Source organism: Streptomyces sp. BYX5S, assembly GCF_054724165.1.
On the sequence record NZ_CM138829.1, the window covers coordinates 6888986 to 6912307 of the forward strand.

The 23322-nt window shown below is 70.9% G+C and carries 23 protein-coding genes and 1 tRNA gene; 11 read left to right on the top strand and 13 right to left on the bottom strand.

The features are described from left to right. Positions 1-29 precede the first annotated feature (29 nt). The 5 genes from thrC to ACYBSK_RS31005 all read right to left on the bottom strand — a co-directional run bounded on the left by thrC (position 30) and on the right by ACYBSK_RS31005 (position 5837). Complete coding sequence (gene thrC, locus ACYBSK_RS30985) at positions 30-1088, bottom strand: threonine synthase (RefSeq protein ID WP_457481913.1); 1059 nt, start codon at positions 1086-1088, stop codon at positions 30-32. A 14-nt stretch (positions 1089-1102) separates the two neighbouring features. Beyond that, the gene (locus ACYBSK_RS30990; RefSeq protein WP_457480548.1) at positions 1103-2395 is read right to left on the bottom strand and encodes a homoserine dehydrogenase; all 1293 of its coding nucleotides are present in this window, start codon (positions 2393-2395) and stop codon (positions 1103-1105) included. Between the two features lie 105 nt (positions 2396-2500). Continuing rightward, on the bottom strand, positions 2501-3892 hold the full coding sequence (gene lysA / locus ACYBSK_RS30995; RefSeq protein WP_460244088.1) for a diaminopimelate decarboxylase: 1392 nt from the start codon (positions 3890-3892) through the stop codon (positions 2501-2503). A gap of 39 nt (positions 3893-3931) precedes the next feature. Continuing rightward, positions 3932-5149 carry an ArgS-related anticodon-binding protein NrtL gene (gene nrtL / locus ACYBSK_RS31000; protein ID WP_460244089.1) on the bottom strand — a complete coding sequence of 406 codons (1218 nt, stop codon included), beginning with the start codon at positions 5147-5149 and terminating at the stop codon, positions 3932-3934. A 139-nt stretch (positions 5150-5288) separates the two neighbouring features. After that, positions 5289-5837: a response regulator gene (locus ACYBSK_RS31005; RefSeq protein ID WP_460244090.1), complete on the bottom strand. Its 549-nt coding sequence runs from the start codon at positions 5835-5837 to the stop codon at positions 5289-5291. 114 nt (positions 5838-5951) lie between these two features. On the opposite strand from ACYBSK_RS31005, the gene ACYBSK_RS31010 reads away from it, so the two are divergent. The 3 genes from ACYBSK_RS31010 (at position 5952) to ACYBSK_RS31020 (ending at position 6862) form a co-directional block, all read left to right on the top strand. Next, a tRNA-Arg gene (locus ACYBSK_RS31010) sits at positions 5952-6023 on the top strand. 165 nt (positions 6024-6188) lie between these two features. After that, positions 6189-6452, top strand: coding sequence for a CopG family transcriptional regulator (locus ACYBSK_RS31015; RefSeq protein ID WP_460244091.1), 264 nt, complete (start codon positions 6189-6191; stop codon positions 6450-6452). Beyond that, positions 6449-6862 carry a type II toxin-antitoxin system VapC family toxin gene (locus ACYBSK_RS31020; protein ID WP_460244092.1) on the top strand — a complete coding sequence of 138 codons (414 nt, stop codon included), beginning with the start codon at positions 6449-6451 and terminating at the stop codon, positions 6860-6862. The genes ACYBSK_RS31015 and ACYBSK_RS31020 overlap by 4 nt, the downstream gene beginning before the upstream one ends. A 10-nt stretch (positions 6863-6872) precedes the next feature. Here the strand turns inward: ACYBSK_RS31020 and ACYBSK_RS31025 are convergent, their stop codons facing one another. From ACYBSK_RS31025 to ACYBSK_RS31040, 4 genes are read right to left on the bottom strand one after another with little or no spacing between them, the layout of a single operon-like run. Continuing rightward, on the bottom strand, positions 6873-7316 hold the full coding sequence (locus ACYBSK_RS31025) for a MaoC family dehydratase (RefSeq protein ID WP_460244093.1): 444 nt from the start codon (positions 7314-7316) through the stop codon (positions 6873-6875). Positions 7317-7321: 5 nt separating this feature from the next. Beyond that, positions 7322-8815 carry an o-succinylbenzoate--CoA ligase gene (gene menE / locus ACYBSK_RS31030; RefSeq protein WP_460244094.1) on the bottom strand — a complete coding sequence of 498 codons (1494 nt, stop codon included), beginning with the start codon at positions 8813-8815 and terminating at the stop codon, positions 7322-7324. Between the two features lie 15 nt (positions 8816-8830). Beyond that, positions 8831-9712: an amidohydrolase family protein gene (locus ACYBSK_RS31035; RefSeq protein ID WP_460244095.1), complete on the bottom strand. Its 882-nt coding sequence runs from the start codon at positions 9710-9712 to the stop codon at positions 8831-8833. 5 nt (positions 9713-9717) lie between these two features. Next, complete coding sequence (locus ACYBSK_RS31040) at positions 9718-10632, bottom strand: SDR family NAD(P)-dependent oxidoreductase (RefSeq protein WP_460244096.1); 915 nt, start codon at positions 10630-10632, stop codon at positions 9718-9720. Positions 10633-10804: 172 nt separating this feature from the next. Here ACYBSK_RS31040 and ACYBSK_RS31045 point away from each other — a divergent pair, with 172 nt between their 5' ends. After that, positions 10805-11269 (top strand): MarR family winged helix-turn-helix transcriptional regulator, encoded by a 465-nt coding sequence (locus ACYBSK_RS31045; protein WP_460244097.1) that lies wholly within the window; start codon positions 10805-10807, stop codon positions 11267-11269. A 235-nt stretch (positions 11270-11504) separates the two neighbouring features. Beyond that, positions 11505-12635 carry an acyltransferase family protein gene (locus tag ACYBSK_RS31050; RefSeq protein WP_457480572.1) on the top strand — a complete coding sequence of 377 codons (1131 nt, stop codon included), beginning with the start codon at positions 11505-11507 and terminating at the stop codon, positions 12633-12635. A gap of 101 nt (positions 12636-12736) precedes the next feature. On the opposite strand, the gene ku is transcribed toward ACYBSK_RS31050, so the two are convergent. Then, positions 12737-13660, bottom strand: a complete 924-nt coding sequence (gene ku, locus ACYBSK_RS31055; protein ID WP_460244098.1) for a non-homologous end joining protein Ku — start codon at positions 13658-13660, stop codon at positions 12737-12739. 79 nt (positions 13661-13739) lie between these two features. Between ku and ligD the strand changes: the two genes are divergently transcribed. Beyond that, a complete protein-coding gene (gene ligD, locus ACYBSK_RS31060; protein ID WP_460244099.1) occupies positions 13740-14618 on the top strand; it encodes a non-homologous end-joining DNA ligase in 879 nt (292 codons plus the stop codon). A gap of 283 nt (positions 14619-14901) precedes the next feature. On the opposite strand, the gene ACYBSK_RS31065 is transcribed toward ligD, so the two are convergent. Continuing rightward, on the bottom strand, positions 14902-15705 hold the full coding sequence (locus ACYBSK_RS31065) for a nuclease-related domain-containing protein (RefSeq protein ID WP_460244100.1): 804 nt from the start codon (positions 15703-15705) through the stop codon (positions 14902-14904). Between the two features lie 120 nt (positions 15706-15825). On the opposite strand from ACYBSK_RS31065, the gene ACYBSK_RS31070 reads away from it, so the two are divergent. From ACYBSK_RS31070 to ACYBSK_RS31090, 5 genes are all read left to right on the top strand, one after another. Further along, positions 15826-16524, top strand: coding sequence for a hypothetical protein (locus tag ACYBSK_RS31070; protein WP_460244101.1), 699 nt, complete (start codon positions 15826-15828; stop codon positions 16522-16524). 71 nt (positions 16525-16595) lie between these two features. Beyond that, positions 16596-17852: an ATP-binding protein gene (locus tag ACYBSK_RS31075; RefSeq protein WP_460247134.1), complete on the top strand. Its 1257-nt coding sequence runs from the start codon at positions 16596-16598 to the stop codon at positions 17850-17852. A gap of 134 nt (positions 17853-17986) precedes the next feature. Beyond that, positions 17987-18334 carry an SH3 domain-containing protein gene (locus ACYBSK_RS31080; protein ID WP_457480577.1) on the top strand — a complete coding sequence of 116 codons (348 nt, stop codon included), beginning with the start codon at positions 17987-17989 and terminating at the stop codon, positions 18332-18334. 87 nt (positions 18335-18421) lie between these two features. Next, positions 18422-19804 (top strand): FtsW/RodA/SpoVE family cell cycle protein, encoded by a 1383-nt coding sequence (locus tag ACYBSK_RS31085; protein ID WP_457480578.1) that lies wholly within the window; start codon positions 18422-18424, stop codon positions 19802-19804. Next, positions 19801-21270: a peptidoglycan D,D-transpeptidase FtsI family protein gene (locus ACYBSK_RS31090; RefSeq protein WP_460244102.1), complete on the top strand. Its 1470-nt coding sequence runs from the start codon at positions 19801-19803 to the stop codon at positions 21268-21270. The genes ACYBSK_RS31085 and ACYBSK_RS31090 overlap by 4 nt, the downstream gene beginning before the upstream one ends. Positions 21271-21286: 16 nt before the next feature. On the opposite strand, the gene ACYBSK_RS31095 is transcribed toward ACYBSK_RS31090, so the two are convergent. After that, a complete protein-coding gene (locus ACYBSK_RS31095; RefSeq protein ID WP_460244103.1) occupies positions 21287-22126 on the bottom strand; it encodes a hypothetical protein in 840 nt (279 codons plus the stop codon). A gap of 28 nt (positions 22127-22154) precedes the next feature. Further along, positions 22155-23261, bottom strand: coding sequence for a ferritin-like domain-containing protein (locus tag ACYBSK_RS31100; RefSeq protein WP_457480581.1), 1107 nt, complete (start codon positions 23259-23261; stop codon positions 22155-22157). Positions 23262-23322: the final 61 nt, after the last annotated feature.

The window sequence follows — 23322 nt, forward strand, 5'->3', positions numbered from 1 at the left end:
AGCCCGGCGTAAAGGGCAGGATGCCAAGGTCAGGCGAGGCCGAGGCGCTCGGCGGCCGCCGCGGAGTCGACCGGAACGGTGACCGGCTGCGGGGCGCCGGCGACGGCCCAGTCCGGGTCCTTCAGTCCGTTGCCCGTGACGGTGCAGACGATCTTCTGGCCCTTGTCGACCTTGCCCTGCTCGGCCGCCTTCAGGAGACCGGCGACCGACGCGGCGGACGCGGGCTCGACGAAGACGCCCTCCTGCGAGGCCAACAGCTTGTAGGCGCGCAGGATCTCACGGTCCGTCACCTCGTCGATGAAGCCGCCCGACTCCTCGCGCGCGGCGAGCGCGTGCTGCCACGAGGCGGGGTTGCCGATGCGAATCGCGGTGGCGATCGTCGAGGGGTCCTTGACGACCTCGCCGCGCACGATCGGCGCGGAACCGGAGGCCTGGAAGCCCCACATGCGCGGCGTACGGGAGGAGACGCCGTCGGCGGCGTACTCCTTGTAGCCCTTCCAGTAGGCCGTGATGTTGCCGGCGTTGCCGACCGGGAGGACGTGGATGTCGGGCGCGTCGCCGAGGGCGTCCACGATCTCGAACGAGCCGGTCTTCTGGCCCTCGATGCGGAACGGGTTCACCGAGTTGACCAGCGCCACCGGGTAGTTCTCGGAGAGGGCGCGGGCCAGGTTCAGGCAGTCGTCGAAGTTGCCGTCGACCTGGAGGATCTTCGAGCCGTAGACGAGGGCCTGGCCCATCTTGCCGAGCGCGATCTTGCCCTGCGGCACGAGCACGGCGCAGACCATGCCGGCGCGCACCGCGTACGCGGCGGCGGAGGCCGAGGTGTTGCCGGTGGAGGCGCAGATGACGGCCTTCGCGCCCTCCTCCTTGGCCTTGGTGATGGCCATGGTCATGCCGCGGTCCTTGAAGGACCCGGTCGGGTTGGCGCCCTCGACCTTCAGGTGCACCTCACAGCCCGTGCGCTCGGAGAGCACCTGCGCGGGGACGAGCGGCGTGCCGCCCTCGCGCAGTGTCACGACCGGCGTGGTGTCGGTCACCGGGAGCCGGTCCCGGTACTCCTCGATGATGCCGCGCCACTGGTGGGTCATTCCGGTCATCCCTGCTACTCCCCTTCAACACGCATGATGCTGGCGACACCGCGCACGGTGTCGAGCTGACGCAGCGCGTCCACGGTCCCGGTGAGGGCCGCGTCGGCCGCGCGGTGGGTGACGACGACGAGGGAGGCCTCGCCGTCCTTCCCCGACTGGCGCACGGTGTCGATGGAGACACCGTGCTCGGCGAAGACCGTCGCCACCTGCGCGAGAACGCCGGGCTTGTCGGCCACGTCGAGGCTGATGTGGTACCGCGTCACGACATCGCCCATCGGCGAGACGGGCAGCTGTGTGTACGCGGACTGGCCGGGTCCCGTCGCGCCATTGAGGCGGTTGCGGCAGACGGCGACGAGGTCGCCGAGTACGGCGGACGCGGTCGGCGAACCGCCCGCGCCGGGCCCGTAGAACATGAGCTGGCCCGCGGCCTCGGCCTCGACGAAGACGGCGTTGTACGCGCCGCGCACGGAGGCCAGCGGGTGCGAAAGCGGAATCATCGCGGGGTGCACGCGCGCGGTGACGGACCGGCCGTCGGCGGCCCGCTCGCAGATCGCGAGCAGCTTGATGGTGCAGCCCATCTGCTTCGCGGACGCGAAGTCGGCGGCGGTGACCTCGGTCATGCCCTCGCGGTACACGTCGTCGAGGCGGACGCGGGTGTGGAAGGCGATACCGGCGAGGATCGCGGCCTTGGCGGCGGCGTCGAACCCTTCGACGTCGGCGGTGGGGTCGGCTTCCGCGTACCCGAGGGCCGTGGCCTCGTCGAGCGCTTCCTGGTAGCCGGCGCCGGTGGTGTCCATGGCGTCGAGGATGAAGTTGGTCGTCCCGTTCACGATGCCGAGAACGCGGTTCACCTTGTCGCCGGCCAGCGACTCCCGCAACGGCCTGACCAGCGGAATCGCACCGGCGACGGCAGCCTCGTAGTAGAGGTCCTCACCGTGCTCGACGGCGGCGGCGTGCAGCGCCTCGCCGTCCTGGGCGACGAGCGCCTTGTTGGCGGAGACGACGGAGGCGCCGTGCTCGAAGGCGGTGGTGATGAGGGTCCGCGCGGGCTCGATCCCACCGATGACCTCGACCACGACATCAATGTCACCGCGTTTCACGAGCGCGGTGGCGTCGGTGGTCACCAGTGCCGGATCGATTCCCTCGCGCACCCGGGAAGGCCGCCGCACGGCCACACCCGCGAGTTCGACGGGGGCACCGATCCGGGCGGCGAGGTCGTCGGCGTGCGTCGTCATGATGCGCGCCACCTCTGAGCCGACAACCCCACAGCCCAGCAGCGCCACCTTCAGCGGACGCGTACGCATCATGCGACCTCGTTTCCTCTACTACTACGTATTTCTGCGGTGGGACCAGTCTCACCCACCGAACCGGGGTTTCAGCCCAGGGTCCGGATCGTGAGACGTAGATTTCATTTATCCGACGTCGAGACGCAGGAGATCTTCCTCCGTCTCACGGCGGACGATCACCCGGGCCTCACCGTCGCGGACGGCGACGACGGGCGGGCGAAGCGCGTGGTTGTAGTTGCTGGCCATGGAGCGGCAGTACGCGCCGGTGGCCGGCACGGCGATCAGATCGCCGGCGGCGACGTCCGACGGCAGGAACGCGTCCTTCACGACGATGTCGCCACTCTCACAGTGCTTGCCGACGACGCGCACCAGCATCGGCTCGGCGTCGGAGCGGCGCGAGACGAGGGCGACGGTGTACTCGGCGTCGTAGAGCGCCGTACGAATGTTGTCGGACATGCCGCCGTCGACGGAGACGTAGGTGCGCAGCCCTTCGAGCGGCTTGACGGTGCCGACGGTGTAGAGCGTGAAGGCGGTCGGCCCGACGATGGCGCGCCCCGGCTCGACGGAGATGCGCGGCGTGCGCAGGGACGCGGCCTCGCACTCGCGCGTGACGATCTCGTTCAGCGCCTTGGCGATCTCGTGCGGCTCGCGGGGGTCGTCGTCGCTGGTGTACGCGATGCCGAGGCCGCCGCCGAGGTCGATCTCGGGCAGCTCGATGCCGTGCTCATCGCGGATCTCGGCGAGCAGCCCGACGACGCGGCGCGCGGCGACCTCGAAGCCGGCCATGTCGAAGATCTGCGACCCGATGTGCGAGTGGATGCCGATGAGCTCGATCCCGTCGAGCTTCAGCGCGCGCCGCACGGCCTCGGCGGCCTGCCCGTCGGCCAGCGCGATCCCGAACTTCTGGTCCTCGTGGGCGGTCGCGATGAACTCGTGGGTGTGGGCCTCGACGCCCACGGTCACGCGGATCTGCACGCGCTGCCGCTTGCCGAGGCCGTCGGCGATGTGGGCGACGCGGACGATCTCCTGGAAGGAGTCGAGCACGATCCGCCCGACGCCCACCTGGACCGCGCGGCTGATCTCCTCCTCGGTCTTGTTGTTGCCGTGGAAGGCGATGCGCTCGGCGGGCATGCCTGCGGACAGCGCGGTGGCGAGCTCACCACCGGAGCAGACATCAAGATTGAGCCCCTCCTCGTCCAGCCACCGCACGACGGCCCGGCTGAGGAACGCCTTGCCGGCGTAGAAGACATCGGCGTCGGGCCCGAAGGCGTCGCGCCAGGCGGCGCACCGGGCGCGGAAGTCGGCCTCGTCGAGGAAGTACGCCGGGGTGCCGAACTCCTCGGCGAGCCGGGCGACTTCGACACCGCCGACGCTGACTCCGCCGTCGCCGGTACGGGCCACGGTCTGCGCCCACACCTTGGGGTCGAGGGCGTTGAGGTCGGCGGGCGGGGCGGTCCAGTGCCCCTCGGGGAGCACGTCGGCGTGACGGGGGCCTGCGGGGTGTGCGGAACGGCTCATGACTGCGGGTCGCTCACTATCTGTTCTCGGGTCATGTCTCTAGACATGGGCGGGGGCGTCGATGCCGAGCAGGGTCAGGCCGCCTGCGAGCACCGTCCCGACGGCTTCGGCGAGCGCGAGCCGGGCGCGGTGGGCGGCCGAGGGTTTCTCCTCGCCCTGCGGCAGCACGGCCGGGTGCAGCGAGGCCATGAAGCCGTCGGCAACCTGGACGAGCTGCCGCGCGAGCCGATCCGGGGCGTGGTGCCGGGCGGCGGAGCGCAGGATGCGGGGGTGGTCGGCGAGGGCGGCGAGGAGGTCGTCCAGGCCGGGGAGGTCCTGCGCGGGGCGGGGCGGTGTGGAGGTGTCCTCCGTGGAGGGGGCCTGCTCCGGGGCTTCGTGTGCGAGTACGTCACCGGGGACGGCGGTGAATCCCAGCTGCGCGGCGTTGCGGGTCAGGGCGCGGGTGCGGGCGTGGGCGTACTGGACGCGGAAGAGGGGGTTGGACGCGCGCTGGGCGAGGTGCTCCTCGTCGTACGCGCCGCCGATCCGGGGCCGGTCGTGGGCGGCGGGGTGCAGCAGGGCCCAGCGGGCGGCGTCCCGGCCGAGCGGGAGGGGGTCGGCGGGGGCGGGGACGGGGCGGATGTCGACGTCGGGGGTGGGTGGGGGGTGGTCGGCGTCGACGTGGCGGGTGGCTGAGGCGTCGCCGGTGCCGGGGTGGGCGCCGGAGGTGGCCGGGGTGTCGTACGCGTCGACGCGTACGCCGAGGACGTCGACCCACTCGGGGCGGGGCCGGGCGGCGCAGCTGGTCCGTACGTCGGCGCCCTGGGAGCGCAGGAGGCGGGCGACGGTGTCCATGACGACGACGGCGCGCACCTCGTGGGGGGCGTGGAGCCGCACGCGCTGCGGGGCGGCGGCACCCGGGGCGTCGGCGAAGCCGTACCGGCGGCCGGCGCGCAGGATGCGGGCGACGGGCTCGCCGGGGGCGGCCGCTTCGAGGCTGACGTTGAGGAAGCCGGGCCCGGTGACGGCGACGTCCGCGATGCCGGGGCTCTCCCCCAGCCGCCGGGACAGGATCTCGGCGACGTCCCGCGGGGGCCGACCGGCGGGGCGGGCGAGTTGCAGCGCGACATTGGTGGCGTAGTCCCCGTGCCCACCGGGCCGCGGCCGCTCGACGACGACCCGCGGTTCGGCCGCGCACACGGCAGCGTCGAGCTCACCGTCGTCGACCGCGCGACGTACGGCGCGCAGGACGGTGCGGGAGAGCTCGGCGGGGGTCACGGGACAAGCGTATGGGAGGAGGGGGGTGGGTAGGCGAGTCGGTTTCCCGGAAGGTCCGGGATGCGGACGGGGGCGGGGGCCGGCGAGGGTGCGTGATGCCCGGTGGGGCGGGTGGCGGTGGCCGGGGTGGCGGGAGCGCTCAGGCGTCGGCGGTGCGGGGGGCCTGCTCGGGGTCGTCGGCGGCGCACCCGAGCCGGTCACCCGCACGGGACACACCGGAGGCGGAGGCTCCCGGGCCTCCCGGGACTCCCGGGTGCTCCACACGCCCCGTCTCGCTCAACTGCCGTACGACACGCACCAGTTCGGCGGGCTCGAAGGGCTTGGCGAGGAACGCGTCGACCCCGACGTCGAGCCCGCTCGCGACCTCGTACTGGGTGCAGGCACTGACGATGACGACGGGCAGAGCACTCGTCCGCGGGTCACTGCGCAGCCGCGCGGCGGTACGCAGTCCATCGAGGCGAGGCATGACGACGTCGAGCGTGACGACGTCGGGCCGCACCTGGTCGATCACGTCCAAACACTCGGCACCATCGGCCGCGGTCACGACCTCGAAGCCCTCCAGCTCGAGATTGACCCTGATCAGCTGCCGAATGACCTTGTTGTCGTCCACGACAAGGACTCGGCCGGACGCGCCTGGCACAACTCGAGAGTAGGTCGACACCGGCCACCGCGTCCGGGTTTTCCCCACTTCCGCCCCCTACAGGCGACCCGAACCCCGCCGTCCCCCATGCCATAACCCGTTCCTGAGTACCTCAAAGGAGCTGGTAGTGTTCTACCCGTCGCCACGCACCGCGCGGCGCACGCCCCCGTAGCTCAGGGGATAGAGCAACGGCCTCCGGAGCCGTGTGCGCAGGTTCGAATCCTGCCGGGGGCACCTCGCAGTAGGTGTCCGAAGACCTCGAATTCAGCCTCGTCGCTGAGTTCGGGGTCTTTTTGCGTGTGCAGCCATCTCCGGGCCCAACTCCGGTGCAAGCAGGGCGGATCTGGGCGGGCCCGCAAGCGTGAGAGTCGTGGTGGCATGAGCGGTAGCATAAGGAGCATGGCCGAGCCTACCCAGAAGTACTCGATCACCATGCCGCGGGACATCGCCGAAGCCGCTCGTGCGCACAGCGGGCCCTCCGGGCTGTCCGCGTACGTTGCCGCTGCCGTTGCCCGGCAGATCGAGCGGGACAATCTCAACGACCTCATTCATGTCGCCGAGGCCGAGCACGGTCCCATCACCGACGAAGAGGTGCAGGCCCTGCGCGAGCAGCTGCACGAGGCGCGGACTCAGCAGAGCGGCGATGCGGCGGGCGCGGCGTGACGCGTTCTCCTGCGACACCGGGCGGCACGCTCGTGCTCGACAGTGAGGGGCTCGCCAAGGCCGTGCTGCGCGATCGCGCGGTCACCGCCTGGCTCGCCCTGGCACGCGCGGACGATCTGCGTGTGATCACCTCGGCCGCCACTCTGGTGGAAGTCGTCCACCCGCGCGTCAATCGCCCGGCGTTGGAGTGGACGCTCTCCCGACTCGTCGTGGAGCCGGTCACCGATGTACTCGCGCGCCAGGCCGCCGCCTTGCTCAGCGACGCCGGCCTTCACGGGCACAAGTACGCCATCGACGCCATGCTCGGCGCGACCGCCCTCGCCGCTCCGGGGCCCGTCACCGTGCTCACCTCGGACCCGGAGGATCTCGCGGCGCTGTGCGGACCGCGCATCACCGTCATCAAGGTCTGACGCCCCCCACTCACTCGTAGAACCGCGACACCGACTGGAGGACCGCGGCCGGTTTCCGGGAGTTGGCGATGTCCAGCGTGCCGTCGATCGTGAGTTGGGCGCCGTTGCCGGGAACCTCCTCCACCGATGCCACCTTCGCCGACAGGCGGATGCGGGCGCCGGACCTCACCGGGGACGGGAAGCGGACCTTGTTGAGGCCGTAGTTGATTTTGGTGGTGACGTTGGCGACGTCCAGGAGGGACGTGAAGAGGGGGATGAAGAGGGAGAGGAGCAGGGAGTCGTGGGTGATGGGGGTGCCGAAGGGGGCCGATGCGGCGTGGGTGGGGGTGGCGTGGATCCACTGGTGGTCGTCCGTCGCGTCGGCGAACGTGGCGATGCGGTCCTGGGTGGGCTCCAGCCAGTCGCTCGTGCCGAGGTCCGTGCCGCTGCTCAGGCCGTTGGCCGTGAGGGGCATGTTCGTCAGGCGTTCTGTGCGTAGGTTTCCCGGAGGCGGGACTTGAGGAGTTTTCCTGAGGCCGTGCGGGGCAGTTCGTGCGTCAGCGTCAGGGATTTGGGGATCTTGTAGCGGGCCAGGCGGTCCGTGAGGGAGGCCAGGAGGGTGGCCGGGTCGGGGGTCGAGCCGGGGCGTGGGACGACGATCGCTCGGGGGACCTCGCCCCATTTCTCGTCGGGGACGCCGATCACCGCGCACTCCGCCACGTCGGGGTGGGCGAGGAGGGCCGCTTCGATCTCGGCGGGGTAGATGTTCTCGCCGCCCGAGATGATCATGTCTTTGAAACGGTCGACGATGGTGACGTAGCCGTCGGCGTCCACGCGGGCCGCGTCCCCCGTGCGGAACCAGCCGTCGGAGAAGGCCGCTTCCGTCTCCGTCGGCAGGCCCCAGTAGCCGGGCATCACGTGTGGGCCGCGCACCAGTACCTCGCCGGTCTCGCCGACTTCCACCGGCGTCAGGTCCGGTCCCACCACCTGTACGTCGCTGAAGAAGTGCGGCACCCCGGCCGAGCCCGCCTTGCTCACCGCGTGTTCCGCGTCGAGGAAGAGGGCGCCGGGGGACGCCTCCGTCATGCCGTAGCCCTGGAGGAAGGTGAGGCCGCGTTCCTGGTACGCCGCGATCAGGGGCAGGGGGACGGGGGCGCCGCCGCAGGTCAGGAGGCGCAGCGAGGAGAGGTCGGCGGTCGGCCACTCCGGCCGGCGGGTCAGCAGGTCGAACATGGTCGGGACGCCGAACATGAACGTGATTCCGTGGCGGGGGATCAGGTCGAGCGTTTCCGTCGGGTCGAAGGCCTGTGACAAGACGCAGGTGCCGCCCTTCAGCAGCACCGGCAGCGTCAGCATGTTCAGGCCCGCCGTGTGGAACAGGGGCGCCGAGACCAGGGCGACCTCGTCCGCGACCAGGTCGTGGTCGACCAGGACGTTGATCGCGTTCCAGGTGATGTTGGCGTGCGTGATCATGGCGCCCTTGGGGCGGCCCGTGGTGCCCGAGGTGTACATGATCAGGCAGACGTCGTCGCCGGTGACCTTCTCGTCGATCGGCTCCGGTGGCGCCGTCGCGAGCAGGGTCTCGTACGTCTCCCCCTCGGCCTCGAGCGTGAGCGGGGTCGGGAGCTCTCGGGCGGATTCCGCATTACCCGTGTACAGGAGGGTTCCCGCTCCCGAGTCCCGTATCTGGTAGGCGAGTTCGGAGGGCGACAGGCGGGTGTTGAGCGGGACGAAGACCGCGCCCAGGACGGCCGTCGCGAACAGCGTTTCCAGGTACGAGGGGTGGTTCGGGCCGAGGTACGCGACGCGGTCGCCGCGGCGCACGCCCCGGGCGCGCAGGGCGTGTGCCAGGCGGGTCGTGCGGTCGTGCAGAGCGGCGTAGGTGTGGGTGGTGCCGTTGTGGATCAGGGCCGTGCGGTGCGGGGTCTTGCGGGCTCGGCGGGCGGGCCATGACCCCAGTCCCTCGTTGCGCATAGCGATCGATCCCCTTCAGGGCTTGGTGAGTCCCAGCAGGCGGGCCGCGTTCTCCTTCAGGATCCTGGGGCGCACCTCGTCCTTGATCCCGAGCTTCGCGAAGTCGGCGAGCCAGCGGTCGGGTGTCAGCACCGGGTAGTCGGAGCCGAAGAGGACCTTGTCCTTGAGCAGCGAGTTCGCGTACTGGATCAGCTGGGGCGGGAAGTACTTCGGGGACCAGCCGGAGAGGTCGATGTGCACCCCGGGTTTGTGGGTCGCGACGGCGAGGGCCTCGTCCTGCCAGGGGAACGACGGGTGCGCCAGGATGATCTTGAGGTGCGGGAAGTCGGCCGCCACGTCGTCCACGTGCAGCGGGTTGGAGTACTTCAGGCGGATGCCGCCGCCGCCCGGGACGCCCGCGCCGATGCCGGTCTGGCCGGTGTGGAACAGGGCGATGGTGCCGGTTTCCTCGATCAGCTCGTAGAGGTCGTAGGCGACCGCGCGGTCGTTGGGGAAGAAGGCCTGGATCGAAGGGTGGAATTTGAAGCCCTTCACTCCGTACTCCTCGACCAGGCGGCGGGCCTGCTTCACGCCCGCCCTGCCGCGGAACGGGTCGATCGAGGCGAAGGGAATGAAGACATCGGGGTTCGCCGCGGCGGCCTCGGCGACCTCCTCGTTGGGGACCGGCGGCGTGCCGGTCGCGGACTCGGCGTCGACCGTGAAGACGACCGCGGCCATCCGGCGCTCGCGGTAGTAGGCGGCCATCTCCTCAAGGGTCGGCTTCCGGTTGCCCTCGGTCTTGAAGTACGCGGACGAGGCCTCGTGGAGGTCGTCGTCGAGGGAGGACCTCCCCTTCTCCTTCGACGACACCTCCGCGTGGGTGTGGACATCGATCGCCGTCAGTTCGTCGATGTTCATGGCTGTCACTCCCCCGGGAGTTTCGGGGCCGGGATGCCGACCGTCTGGAGTTCGGCGCCGACCGACGTAGGCCACGCCTCGGCGAGTGCGTCCGCGGTCCAGCCCCCGTCCGCGTAGGCCGACCGGATCTCCTGCGGGTGCGACCAGAGGGTGAGGCGGTCGCCGCCGATGCCGATCGCCTGGCCGGTGACGGAGCGGGCCGCGTCCGAGGCGAGGAAGGGAACGAGGGCCGCGCAGTCCTCCGGGGTGCCGAAGCCCTCGCCCTTGCGCAGGAAGGACGGCAGCGGTTCGCCGCCGCGCAGGGCCTCGACGTACGGGGCGAAGGCCGGGATCGTCTCCGTCATGGCCGTGGCGGCGACCGGGACGATCGCGTTGACCGTGATGTTCGCCCGGGACAGCTCCATCGACCACGTACGGGCCATGGCGGCGATGCCGGCCTTCGCGGCGGAGTAGTTCGTCTGGCCGAAATTGCCCCGTTGCCCGGCGGGCGAGCCGACGAGGACGAGCGTGCCGCCCTCGCCCTGTTCGCGCATGCGGACGGCGGCGGCGCGGGCGCAGGTGAAGGTGCCCCTGAGGTGGGTCGTGACGACGGCGTCGAAGTCGTCGTCGGTCATCTTCCACAGCACCTTGTCGCGCAGGATGCCGGCGTTGGTGACGAGGACGTCGAGGCGGCCGAACTCGCTCACCGCCCGCGCCACCAGGCGGTCCGCGGCCTCGGCGGTGCCGACCGGGACCACCTCGGCGACGGCCGTGCCGCCCGCCTCCCGGACGGATTCCACGGCCGCCCGCGCGAGGGTCTCGTCGATGTCGTTGACGACGACCGAGGCGCCGTGGGCGGCCAGTGCGTGGGCGTAGGCGAGTCCGAGGCCGCGGCCGCCGCCGGTGACGACGGCCGCCTTGCCGGTGAGATCGATGGACACGTACGGGGTCCCTTCGTCGGCGAGCCCTGCGGGGTGGGCCGGGTGAACCGGACACGTACGGGCAGGGCAAGAAGGAAGCTAAGAGCAATAATTGGTGACGTCAATAGTTGTTGCCGACCCCGGCATGCGTCAGACTGGCCGCACCGCCGGACCACCGAACCCTGGAGCTCGCATGGACCCCGCCCCGATCGACGCGCACGAGCCATGGATGCGCGGTCTGCACGCCGACACGGGCTATCTGCTGTACCGGCTCGGGCTGCGCTCGGGACAGCTGTTCAACGCCTCGCTCCAGGAGTCCGGTCTGCGCCTGCGGCACTACGCGGTGCTGCGCTTCCTGGCCACGGGCGAGGGCGCCCCGCAGCGCGAACTGAGCGCGCGGCTCGGCTACGACCCGAGCGCGATCGTGGGACTGGTCGACGACCTGGAGAAGGCCGCCTTCGTCGAGCGCAGGGCCTCGCCCGGCGACCGCCGCAGCCGGATCGTGGTCCTCACCGACGAGGGGCGGGACTTCCTGCGCGGCACGGACGAGGCGGGGCTGCGGGTGACCGGCGAACTGCTCGCACCGCTGGACGCGGAGGAGTGCGAGACGCTGCACGGACTGCTGTTGCGCGTCGCGGAGAGCGGGCTCGGCGGATGACCCCCGGCGATCGATTTCGGCCGTTGTCGACTTCTCGTTAGGGAGACCGGCGCGGAAACCATCTGAGTGATCGTCACTCCTGCTCAGAACTGTGAGAGCCGCCACGCGGACCCGATCCAGGTTTACTCCTGCACCACCGGATGACTACGGTGCGGTCGATGTCTCGCAGCCACTTGAACCTCACGAATCCAGGAAGATGCGTTTCCGGCAGTCGGGGTTCCCAACGGGAGGGATCGTGAGCGAACCGGTACAGCTCGCGGCTCATCGCGCCCCGCTGCCCGCGCAGCAGGACGCCGTCGCACCCGCGAGCACTCCCTCCGGGAGACAGGCGGCCACCCCGGCCGCCGCCGCGCCGAAGAAATCCGGCAAGGCGCGTGACGCGTTCTACGACAACGCCAAGTACTTGGCGATCGTCCTGGTCGCGATGGGGCATTCCTGGGAGCCGCTGCGCGACGGCAGTCGGGCGGCGTCCGCCCTCTACATCATCGTCTACACGTTCCACATGCCGGCGTTCATCGTCATCTCCGGTTATTTCTCGCGGTCGTTCGACGCGAGCCCGGGTCGGCTGAAGCGGCTGATCACGGGTGTGGCCGTGCCGTACGTGGTGTTCGAAGTTCTCTACACCCTCTTCAAGCGGTACGCGGGTGACGATCCGGGCTACGACTTCAGCCTGCTCGACCCCTGGTACCTGACCTGGTTCCTGGTGTCGCTGTTCGTGTGGCGGCTCTCCACGCCGATCTGGAAGGCGATCCGCTGGCCGCTGCCGGTGGCGCTCGGCATCGCCGCGCTCGCCTCCGTCTCCCCGAGCATCGGTGACGACCTGGACATGCAGCGTCTGTTGCAGTTCCTGCCGTTCTTCGTGCTCGGTCTGTGCCTGAAGCCGGAGCACTTCCAGTTGGTGCGCCGCAAGGAGGCGCGGATCATCGCGGTGCCGGTGTTCGCGGCCGCCCTGGTGTTCGCGTACTGGGCCGCTCCGCGCATGACGGCGGCGTGGACGTACCACCGGGACAGCGCGCAGGAGTTGGGCGCGCCCGGCTGGACCGGGATCGTCATGACCCTGGCCATGTTCGGCTGTTCGGTGATTCTCACCGCGTGCTTCTTCGCGTGGGTGCCGGGCCGCAAGCTGTGGTTCACGGCGCTCGGCGCGGGCACGCTGTACGGCTACCTGCTGCACGGCTTCGTCGCCAAGGGGTCCCGTTTCTGGGACTGGTACGAGGTCAGCTGGGTGCACACCCCGTGGGGGCAGGTCGTGGTGACGCTGCTCGCGGCGAGTCTGATCACCGTGTTGTGCACGACGCCCGTGCAGCGGATGTTCCGGTTCGTGATGGAGCCGAAGATGGAGTGGGCCTTCAAACGAGGGCGGTGACGCTCCGCTCCGTGGTGGCGGGTGACGTGGTTGCGGACTCGGGGCTCTGCCCCGGGCCCCGCTGCTCAATCGCCGCAGGGGCTTGAACGGGGCTGGGAAGGTTAGGCCGACGTCTTCTTTTTGGGCGTCGGCTTTTTCTTTGCCGAAGTCGTCTTTTTGGCGGTCGTCTTCTTCGCCGCTGTTTTCTTCTTGGGTGTGCTGGAGCGGGACTTGAGGTCCGTGACCTTGGCGTCCTCGCCCTCGTTGCGGGCCTTCTTGGCCGCGCGGACGCTGCTCTCCAGGGCCGACATGAGGTCGATGACCTTGCCGCCGCCGCTGTCCGACTTCTTGCGGGGCTCGGCCGGTTCGTCGCCGGAGGACTTCGCGGCGATCATCTCCTCGACGGCGTCCCGGTAGTCGTCGTGCAGCGAGTCCAGGTCGACCTCGCCGAGCGTGTCCATCAGGGCGTCCGCCAGGTCGAGTTCGGCGTCGCGGACCTTGACGTCCGTGTCGGGGGCGGCTTCCTCGGGGGAGCGGATCTCGTCCGGCCACAGCAGGCCGTGCATCGCGATGACGTCGTCGACGACCCGCAGCATCCCCAGCCGTTCGCGGCCGCGCAGCGCGAACTTGGCGATCGCCACCCTGTTGCTCCGCTTCAGCGCCTCGCGCAGCAGCGTGTACGGCTTGGCGGCCGGGACGCCGTTGGCCTGGAGGTAGTACGCCGTGCCCATCTGGAGCGGGTCGATCCGCTCGGCCGGCACGAAGGAGACGATGTCGATGGTCTTCGTCGTGGGGATCGGGAGCTGGGCCAGGTCGTCCTCGGTGATCGGGATGATCGAGCCGTCGGCGTCCTCGTACCCCTTGCCGATCTCGTCGTTCGTGACTTCCTTGTCCTCCAGCTCGCACACCTTGTGGTAGCGGATGCGGCCGCCGTCCTCCAGGTGGATCTGGCGGAAGGAGATCGAGTGGTTCTCGGTCGCGTTGACCAGCTTGATCGGGATGCTGACCAGGCCGAAGGAGATGGCGCCGTTCCATATGGAGCGCACGGTTTGCCTCCCGGTTCTCGGTTCGCGCCGTTTGGTGGGTTGATGGGTGCTTCGTACGTGATTGCCAGAGTATTACCGTATGGCGCCCATCACAGAAGTAGAGGGACGGCGGATCACGCTCAGCAACCTGGAGAAGGTGCTGTATCCGGCCTCCGGGTTCACCAAGGGTGAGCTGCTGCACTACTACGCGACCGTCGCGGAGCCGCTGCTCGCGCAGGTGCGGGACCGTCCGGTGTCCTTCCTGCGCTTTCCGGACGGGCCGGACGGGCAGCGGTTCTTCGCCAAGAACGTGCCGCCGGGCACCCCCTCCTGGGTGAAGACGGCGGAGGTGGAGCGGTCGGACGGGGTCTCGCGGCAGATCCTCGTCCAGGACCTGCCGACGTTGATGTGGGCGGCGAACCTGGTGACCGAGTTCCACGCCCCGCAGTGGCGGGCGGATGCCCCCGGGCAGGCGGACCGGATCGTGTTCGACCTGGACCCCGGGGCGCCGGCGGACGTGGTGCAGTGCTGTGAGGTGGCGCTGTGGCTGCGGGAGCGGTTGGCGCGGGACGGGTTGCGGGCGTACGCGAAGACGTCCGGGTCGAAGGGGTTGCACCTGCTGGTGCCGGTGGTGCCGACGGCGTCGGAGCGGGTGAGCGCGTACGCGAAGGGGTTGGCGCGGGAGGCGGAGGCGGGGATGCCGGGGCTGGTGGTGCACCGGATGGCGCGGAGTCTGCGGGAGGGGAAGGTGTTCGTGGACCACAGTCAGAATGCGGCGGCGAAGACGACGGCGGTGGCTTACACCGTGCGGGCGCGGGGGGTGCCGATGGTTTCGGCGCCGGTGGGGTGGGAGGAGGTGGAGGGGTGTCGGCGGGCGGAGGAGTTGGTGTTCTTGGTGGGGGATGTGGTTGAGCGGGTGGGGCGGGCGGGGGATCTGTTGCGGGAGATGGGGGTGGGGCGGGGGGGTGTGGTGCCGTGAGCCGTCCGGCGGGGTTCGGGTTGCGGCGGATGGCGTTGCGGTCGCGGGGCTCTGCCCCGGGCCCCGCTCCTCAATCGCCGGAGGGGCTTGAAATGGGGCGCCGGGAAGGGCTTGAAATGGGGCGCCGGACGCGCTTGAGATGCGTCGCCGGACGGGCTCGAAATGGGGCGCCGGACGGGCTTGAGGTGGGGCGCCGGGAAGGGCTCGAAATGGGTGGGCGCGGCGTCTCAGGCGTCGGCACCCCGGCCACCGGCCACCGGAGACGCTTGAAGTGCGGGCCGGGTCAGACGTGGGTCCAGGTGGTGCGGGTGCGGGCCATGGCGTGGAGGGCTTCCACGTCGGCGGGTTTGAGGAGGGCGGGGGTGTGGGTGAGGGAGGGGAGGTCGGTGTCGGTGAAGACGTGGACGTCCCGGGGTGGGGCGGGGATGTCGACCGTCGAGGGGGACACCAGGGCCAGGGCCGCGCGGACCTCCGCGGTCAGGGCGAACGTGGCGCGGGAGGCGTCGGCGCGCAGGCGGCGCAGCAGGGGCTGGGGTTCGCCGCGGCCCGTGGTCACCCAGGGGTCGGCGATCCGCACGCGGCGTCCGCGCGCGGGCAGCGCGTGCAGGGCGAACAGGCCGCCCGGACCGATCAGCAGGTGGTGGATGCGGGCGCCGCCGGGCAGCGGTACCGAGTGCAGGACCCGCCAGCCCGCACCCTCCAGGACGTCGAGCACCTCGCCGATCCGGACCTGCGCGGCGAGCGCCTTGCGGCGGGGGTCGGTGCGCAGGCGGCGCTGCGGTCCCGGGTCGCGGTCCAGGGAGATGATGAGGGCCTCCCCCGGCCGGTTCGGCGCGAGGTCGTCGTCGGGGTGGAGGGCGAGCCCGGCCAGTTCCGCGGGGGTGGGCACCGGGGGCGGGCCGACGGTGACGCTGCCGACGACGAAGGGGCGCAGGACGTCCAGGACGTCTTCCCTGCGGGACTCGCTGAGCAGGTTGACCCGGCCCGCGTCCCGGTCGTACCAGGCGACGCTCCGGCCGTCGTCCCCGCACACGTAGAGCCACTCCTGGCCGTGCCGCCAGGTCGGTATGACGCGCAGTCCGCTCATGCCCCATCACCCCACGACCATGGGAGCAGCAAGCCCGGCCGCAGGGCAATAAGCCCGCAGGACCGGCATGATGACGAAAGCAGCCACCTCATCCCGTTCGTCCCGGCAGGCAGGAGTGCAGTGACGGTCAGGCGCCTCGGTCTCGTGGCACTCGCCGTGCCCGCCGCCGCGCTCCTGTGCGCCGGCTGCGGGGACTCGGGGGGCCTGGAGAGCGCGGGTCCGACGCCGACCGCCGTCGGACCCGAGCGGCTGTGGCCGACGCTGCCGGCCGCGACGCGGGCCGCCGACGACTACGGCGCCGGGGAGACCGCCGTGGTCAAGGGCGTCGAGGTGCCGGGCGGGACGCTGCGCCGGGCCGACCCGGTCGCGATCGTGCGGGCCCGGATCGCCGCCGCACCCGACGACTACAAGGACATCGCGGACGCCGTCGCCGCCTGTCCCGACTCCGGGGACGACGACTGTCCCGTCCTCGACGCGTACTACCGGGACCTGACCGGCGACGGCCGGGACGATCTGCTCGTCGCCGTGCGGGCCCCGCGCCGCCTCGCCTACTTGCAGACGTACACGTACGGCGGCGGGAGGCTGACCCAGATCATGGACGACAAAGACGCCGTCATCAACGTGCATCTGGCGGGCCGGAACATCGTGGTGCGGGCCGCCGCCGATCTGCCCGGTTACGAGTACCGGACGTCCTGGTCGTACGACGAGCACCAGAAGGCGATGCTGCCCACCCGCGACGAGATCCTGCGCACCGGCACCGGCGCCAGTACCGGCTCCAGCCCCGGGCCGTCCGACTCCCCCGCCCCGAGCCGCTCGTGACGGCCCGGCTGCCGCGGCTGCCCGCCTGGACCGCGTCCCTGACGTGGAAGGCGGCCGTGTTCATCACCGTGATGTGCTGCGCGCTCGCCGCGCTGCTCGGCGTCCTCGTGCACGTCTCGGTCACCGACCGGACGGTGGGCCAGGCCCGCGAACGGGCGCTCACCCTGCTGAAGTCCGCCACCAGCCGGTATGAGGCCGGGGGCCGGCTCGCGCCGGGCGCGGGCCTCGATCCGCCGGGGCTGCCGGGCGAGTTGCGCGCCCTCGCCGCGCGCGGGCAGCGCGGCACGATGGTCTCCGCGGACCGGACGCGGCCGACGGTGTGGGCGGCGGGCCCCGCGGCCACCGGCGCCGGTGAGCGGGGGCGGGCGCTCGCGGTGCGGGTGGACTTCACGCAGGGCAAGAGCACCATCGACGGGCTCGACCGGGCGATCCTCACCTCGTCGGCGCTCGCGATCGGGGCGACGCTGCTGGTCGGCGCGTTCGCGGTGACCCGGGTGACGCGGCGGCTGCACGCGACGGCGCGGGTGGCGCGCAGGATCAGCGCGGGCGACATGGACGCGCGGGTGGACGATCCGCGGACGAAGGAGCCGGGGCGGCACCAGGACGAGGTGGCCGCCGTCGCGGGCGCGCTCGACAGCATGGCCGGTTCGTTGCAGGCCCGGATCCTGACCGAGCAGCGGTTCACCGCCGATGTCGCGCACGAGCTGCGCACGCCGCTGACCGGGCTGCACGCCGCCGCCGAGCTGCTGCCGCCGGGGCGGCCCACGGAGCTGGTGCGGGACCGGGTCGCGGCGCTGCGCACGCTCACCGAGGACCTGCTGGAGATCTCCCGCCTCGACGCGCGCAGCGAACGCCTCGACCTGGACGCGACGTGGCTCGGCCCGGTCGCCGAGCGGGTGGTCCGCCTGGCGGGGGCCGACGGGCCAACCGCGTCCGAGCCGCCCCGGGACGGCGCCGGGCCGGCCACCGAGGTGGAGCTCGTGCGGGACGTCTGCGTCGTCACGGACCGGCGCCGGCTCGAACGGGTCCTCGGCAACCTCGTGGCGAACGCGCACCGGCACGGCGCCGCGCCCGTCACCCTGACCGTGGACGGGCCGGTGATCACGGTGCGCGACCACGGCGCGGGCTATCCCGGCTATCTCGTGGAGCACGGCCCGCAGCGGTTCCGCACCGAAGGCGGGGCGCGCGGGCACGGGCTCGGGCTGACGATCGCGCTCGGACAGGCCGAAGTCCTGGGCGGGCGGCTGGAGTTCACGAACGCGCCGGACGGTGGCGCGGTGGCGACGCTGACGCTGCCGTACGAGGAGGGCGAGGCGGGAGCCCCGTAGCGGAGAGTGACCTTTTGCGTGCGTTATGTGTCGCTTCTAGGGTGAAAGCCGGAAACCGGCATATTCCGGTCGGACCGCCTTCGGTCCGACCGGCCCCCTCTCCGCCTCTCCCCCGCCCCACCAGGAGGATCCCCATGACGCTCACCGCCCGCCTCGGCATAGGCATCGCCGCCGTCGCCGCCCTCGTCACCACCGCCGCCGCACCCGCCGTCGCCGACAGCGGCGCGGCCTCCGGCGAGCGTCCGCCCATCTACAAGGGCCGCGTCACGGCGAAGTCCGGGCTGCTGCTGCGCGACGCCCCGACGCGCGGCGCGAAGGTCGTGCGCTCCGAGCCGTACAAGGCGGTCGTCACGATCTTCTGCAAGACCTCGGGCGGCAACGTCGGCGGCAACTCGTACTGGTATTTGCTCACCGACGGCACGTGGGCGTGGGGTTCGGCGAAGTACATCGCGAACATCGGAGCCGTGCCGCGCTGGTGCTGACGCCCCCCCGCACCCACACCCGCACTGCCGTAAACCGCCAGAGCCGACATAACCGGATATCTGGTATTCACTTGCTACGTTCCCGGTATGACCGGATCGGGTACGTCCGCGCCCTCCTCGGTGCCCGCTGTACGCGTCCCCCGGCGCCGGGGCACCGAACTGGCCCTGCTCGTGGTGGCCGTGCTGCTCAGCGTCTACGGCTACATCGACGTCGGGCTGGCCAAGGACAGCCGGGTCCCGGGCGGCGCCGCGAGCTACGGCGCCGGGCTCGGGGCCCTCGCGCTCGTCGCGCACCTCGTGGTCCGCTTCCGCGCCCCGTACGCCGATCCGCTGGTGCTGCCGATCGCGGTGCTGCTCAACGGACTTGGCCTGGTGCTGATCTGGCGGCTCGACCTGGAGACCCCGAGCGACCAGGCGGCGCCCACGCAGCTGATCTGGTCGACGCTCGGCGTGGCCCTGTTCATCCTGACCGTGCTCTTCCTGCGCGACCACCGGGTCCTCCAGCGGTACGCGTACATCTGCGTGGTCACGGCCCTGGTCCTGATGATCCTGCCGATCTTCTTCCCCGCCGTGAACGGCGCCCGGATCTGGATCCGGATCGGCAGCTTCTCCATCCAGCCCGGCGAGTTCGCCAAGATCCTGCTCGCGATCTTCTTCGCCAGCTACCTCGCGGCCAACCGCAACGCGCTGGCGTACACCGGCAAGCGCATCTGGCGGTTCCAGCTGCCGACGATGCGGGTGTTCGCGCCGATCCTGGTGATCTGGCTGATGACCGTCGGCGTCCTGGTCCTGGAGACCGACCTCGGGACCTCGCTGCTGTTCTTCGGACTGTTCGTGATCATGCTGTACGTGGCGACGGGCCGCGGCAGCTGGATCGCCATCGGGCTGGTCCTCGCGGCCGTCGGCGCGTTCTTCGTGGCCTCCTTCGAACCGCATGTGCACAGCCGCGTCGAGGACTGGCTGCACCCCTTCGCCTCCATCGACGCGGGCGAGGGTGCGGGCCAGCTCGCCCAGTCGCTCTTCGCGTTCGCGGCGGGCGGCATGCTCGGCACCGGGCTCGGCCTCGGCCACTCGATCCTGATCGGCTTCGCCGCCAAGTCCGACTTCATCCTGGCCACGGCGGGCGAGGAGTTGGGCCTCACCGGGCTCACCGCGATCTTCCTGCTGTACGCCCTCCTCGTGGAGCGCGGCTACCGGGCGGGGCTCGCGCTGCGCGATCCGTTCGGCCGGCTGCTCGCCATCGGGCTCGCCTCGATCGTCGCGCTCCAGGTGTTCGTCATCGCGGGCGGCGTGATGGGGCTGATCCCGCTGACCGGCATGGCGATGCCGTTCCTCGCGCAGGGCGGTTCGTCGCTCGTCACCAACTGGATCATCGTCGCGATCATCATCCGCGTCAGTGACCGGGCGCGCAGCCAGTTGCTGCCCGAGTCCCCGGAGCACGCCTCGGACACCGTGGAGGGCGCCAAGTGACCAAGTACATCCGCCGGGCCTCGGTCTTCTGCCTGGTCCTGCTGGTCGCGCTGCTGATCAACGCGGCCCGCGTCCAGTTCTTCCAGGCCGAGTCCCTCGACGACAACTCGGCCAACCGCCGCTCCACGATCCAGCGTTACGACCAGCCGCGCGGCGACATCCTCGTACAGGGCAAGTCGGTGACCGGCTCCCAGGACACCGGGGAGTCGCTGCGGTACGAGCGGACGTACAAGAACGGGCCGCTGTACGCGCCCGTGACCGGTTACGCCTCGCAGACGTACGGCACGACGTTCGTGGAGAGCGCCGAGGACGACATCCTCTCCGGCACCGACCCGATGCTGTCGCCCGTCCCGTTCTGGAACGAGATCTCGCGCACCCAGGACCCCGGCGGCAATGTGCGCACCACCATCAACGCCCGCGCGCAGCAGGCCGCGTACGCGGGGCTCGGCGGCAAGAAGGGCGCCGTCGCGGCGCTCGACCCGGCGACCGGGAAGATCCTGGCGCTGGTCTCCACCCCCTCGTACGACCCCGGGACGATCGCCGGCACTGGCTCCACCACGACCGACGCGTGGACCGCGCTGAACAAGGACGACGACCAGCCGATGCTCAACCGGGCGCTGCGCCAGACGTATCCGCCCGGCTCCACGTTCAAGGTGGTCACCGCCGCCGCGGTCCTGGAGAACGGCGTGGTCGACGGGATCAGCACGGAGACCGACACCCCGTCCCCGTACACGCTGCCCGGCACCACCACGCAGCTGACGAACGAGTCCTCGTCGGCGGCGTGCGAGGACGCGACGCTGGAGTACGCGCTGCGGGTCTCCTGCAACACCGTGTTCGCCAACCTCGGGGTGCGCACCGGGCTCTCCGACATGGTGAAGATGTCGGAGAACTTCGGCTTCAACGACAGCGGCATCGACGTGCCGATGACCGCCGCGAAGTCGAACTTCGACACCGACATGAACGACGCGCAGCTGGCGCTCTCCTCGATCGGCCAGTACGACACCGCGGCGACGCCGCTCCAGATGGCGATGGTCGCCTCGGCCGTCGCCAACGGGGGCGCGCTCATGAAGCCGCACCTGGTCGACCGGACCACGACGAGCGACGGGGACACCGTCTCGCAGACCGGGAACGAGACGTACAAGCAGGCCATGTCCCCGTACACGGCGACGCAGTTGCAGACGATGATGGAGGACGTGGTCTCCGAGGGCACCGGGACCGGGGCGAAGATCTCCGGGGCGACGGTGGGCGGCAAGACCGGGACGGCGCAGCACGGTGAGAACAACGAGGGGACGCCGTACGCGTGGTTCATCTCCTACGCCAAGGAGAAGGACGCGGCCACGCCGGAGGTCGCGGTCGCGGTGGTCGTCGAGGACGCCGCCGCGAACCGGGACGACATCAGTGGCGGCGGGAGTGCGGCGCCGATCGCCAGGTCCGTGATGCGGGCCGTGCTCGACTCGGACTCCTGAGCCGGGCACCGGGGGGTCAGCCGATCGGCTGCCTGAGCTCCTCGCGCAGTTCGACGGCCCGCTCGGCGGCCGCTGCCAGGTCGACGTCCTCGGGGTCCTGCGTCGTGGTCCGCGCGGTGATCTCGGCGACCGAGGCGCCGGTGTTGTCGTCGGTCCAGGCGCACATGGGCATGGTGACCCTGCTGCCCGCGTTGGACTGGGTGAGGACCTGGCAGGTGACGGTGATGTCGGCGCCTGCGGGGCGGAAGTCCTTCGGCCGCACCGCGACCGTGGCGTTCTCGGACTCGCTCGCGCCCTTCATCATGCTGTCGCGGGCCTCGTCGGTGTTCTTGAAGCGGCCGTACATCCCGGAGACGACGAGGGCGCCCCTGCTCTGGTCGCCGCCGAGCGTGTACTGCCCGACGACCGCCTTCACGTCCTTGGCGTCCCAGGCCCCGTCGGCCTCCTCCTCGACCTGCGAGCCCTTCGACGCGGACAGGTCCTGGGCCAGCTCGTACTCGTCGTCGAGGACGGTCTTCGGCAGCGTCAGCCGGTACTCGGCCTCGGGGAAGCTGTCGTTCACGCTCTTGCCGATGTAGGCGAGCGCGCCGATCCCGGCGACGGCCAGCACCACGACGCCCGCCACGATCCCGACGATCAGCCCGGTCCGCTTCTTCGGCGGAGGGGGCGGCGCGCCCCACGGAGCGGGGTACGGCTGGGGCCCCTGCTGCTGCGGGAAGCCGGGGTGGGGAGGCTGCTGCGGCGGACCGTAGGGCGGGGGCTGCTGGCCGTAGGGGCCGGCCGGCGGACCGTACGGGCCGGGCTGCTGCCCGTACGGGCCCGGTTGCTGCGGCGACGGTGAAGGTGGCGTGGACACGTCGCAGAAGCTATCGCATGCGGTGCGCTCAGTCCGCCGCGCCCGCCCTGACGGCCTCGTCCACCTCCGCGACCCGCGCCTGCTCCTCCGCCTCGAAGCGCTGCGCGTCGAGCTGTTCGGCGATCTCCTCGTCCTGGGCCATGAGCTGGTCGAGGTTGGCGTTGCCCATGTCGAAGACGCCCATGTCGACGTAGGCCTGCTGGAGGCGCTTGCCCCACAGGCCGATGTCCTTGACGCACGGGACGATGCGGGAGAACAGCAACTGGCGGAACATGGCCAGGAATTCGGACTGTTCCGTGTACTTCTCCGCGTCGGCCTTGGGGACGCCGAAGTTCTCCAGGACCTCGATGCCGCGCAGCCGGTCGCGCATCAGGTAGCAGCCCTCGATGACGAACTCCTCGCGCTCGCGCAGTTCGGCGTCGGTGAGCTGCTTGTAGTAGTCGCGCAGCGCCATCCGCCCGAACGCCACGTGCCGGGCCTCGTCCTGCATCACGTACGCGAGGATCTGCTTGGGCAGCGGCTTGTCGGTGGTGTCGCGGAGCAGGCCGAACGCGGCGAGGGCGAGGCCCTCGATGAGGACCTGCATGCCGAGGTACGGCATGTCCCAGCGGGAGTCGCGCAGGGTGTCGCCGAGCAGCGACTGGAGGTTGTCGTTGATCGGGTACAGCATGCCGAGCTTCTCGTGCAGGAAGCGGCCGTAGATCTCCGCGTGCCGCGCCTCGTCCATGGTCTGCGTCGCCGAGTAGAACTTGGCGTCGAGGTCGGGCACGGACTCCACGATCCGGGCGGCGCACACCATCGCGCCCTGCTCCCCGTGCAGGAACTGGCTGAACTGCCAGGAGGCGGAGTGCTTGCGCAGCTCGGCCTTGTCCTTGTCGTTCATCTTCGCCCAGTACGGGGTGTTGTAGAGGGCGAGGACGTCGTCGGGGGTGCCGAGGGGGTCGTAGGGGTCGACCTCCAGGTCCCAGTCGATGCGCTTGGCGCCGTCCCACTGCTTGTCCTTGCCCTTTTGGTAGAGGGACAGGAGCCGGTCGCGCCCTTCGTCGTACTCCCAGCTGAGACGGGCCGAACTGGCGGACGGTACTTGCCAGTTGGACCCGTTCGGGGCCTTGGTGTACAGCTCATGCGTCGCCATGCTGGCAGGCTCACACGGTGGTAGACGCGGGGTCAACAAGTCGTGCGCAGTCGTGCGTAGT

What these genes read in the sequence shown, in the direction of transcription:
- ACYBSK_RS31100 (WP_457480581.1), bottom strand. Translation starts at nt 23,261, where the DNA reads ATGGCGACGCATGAGCTGTACACCAAGGCCCCGAACGGGTCCAACTGG.
- lysA (WP_460244088.1), bottom strand. Translation starts at nt 3,892, where the DNA reads ATGAGCCGTTCCGCACACCCCGCAGGCCCCCGTCACGCCGACGTGCTC.
- ACYBSK_RS31045 (WP_460244097.1), top strand. Translation starts at nt 10,805, where the DNA reads ATGGACCCCGCCCCGATCGACGCGCACGAGCCATGGATGCGCGGTCTG.
- ACYBSK_RS31075 (WP_460247134.1), top strand. Translation starts at nt 16,596, where the DNA reads ATGTGCTGCGCGCTCGCCGCGCTGCTCGGCGTCCTCGTGCACGTCTCG.
- thrC (WP_457481913.1), bottom strand. Translation starts at nt 1,088, where the DNA reads ATGACCCACCAGTGGCGCGGCATCATCGAGGAGTACCGGGACCGGCTC.
- ACYBSK_RS30990 (WP_457480548.1), bottom strand. Translation starts at nt 2,395, where the DNA reads ATGATGCGTACGCGTCCGCTGAAGGTGGCGCTGCTGGGCTGTGGGGTT.
- ACYBSK_RS31085 (WP_457480578.1), top strand. Translation starts at nt 18,422, where the DNA reads ATGACCGGATCGGGTACGTCCGCGCCCTCCTCGGTGCCCGCTGTACGC.
- ACYBSK_RS31080 (WP_457480577.1), top strand. Translation starts at nt 17,987, where the DNA reads ATGACGCTCACCGCCCGCCTCGGCATAGGCATCGCCGCCGTCGCCGCC.
- ligD (WP_460244099.1), top strand. Translation starts at nt 13,740, where the DNA reads ATGGCGCCCATCACAGAAGTAGAGGGACGGCGGATCACGCTCAGCAAC.
- ACYBSK_RS31015 (WP_460244091.1), top strand. Translation starts at nt 6,189, where the DNA reads ATGGCCGAGCCTACCCAGAAGTACTCGATCACCATGCCGCGGGACATC.
- ACYBSK_RS31035 (WP_460244095.1), bottom strand. Translation starts at nt 9,712, where the DNA reads ATGAACATCGACGAACTGACGGCGATCGATGTCCACACCCACGCGGAG.
- ACYBSK_RS31025 (WP_460244093.1), bottom strand. Translation starts at nt 7,316, where the DNA reads ATGCCCCTCACGGCCAACGGCCTGAGCAGCGGCACGGACCTCGGCACG.
- ACYBSK_RS31065 (WP_460244100.1), bottom strand. Translation starts at nt 15,705, where the DNA reads ATGAGCGGACTGCGCGTCATACCGACCTGGCGGCACGGCCAGGAGTGG.
- menE (WP_460244094.1), bottom strand. Translation starts at nt 8,815, where the DNA reads ATGCGCAACGAGGGACTGGGGTCATGGCCCGCCCGCCGAGCCCGCAAG.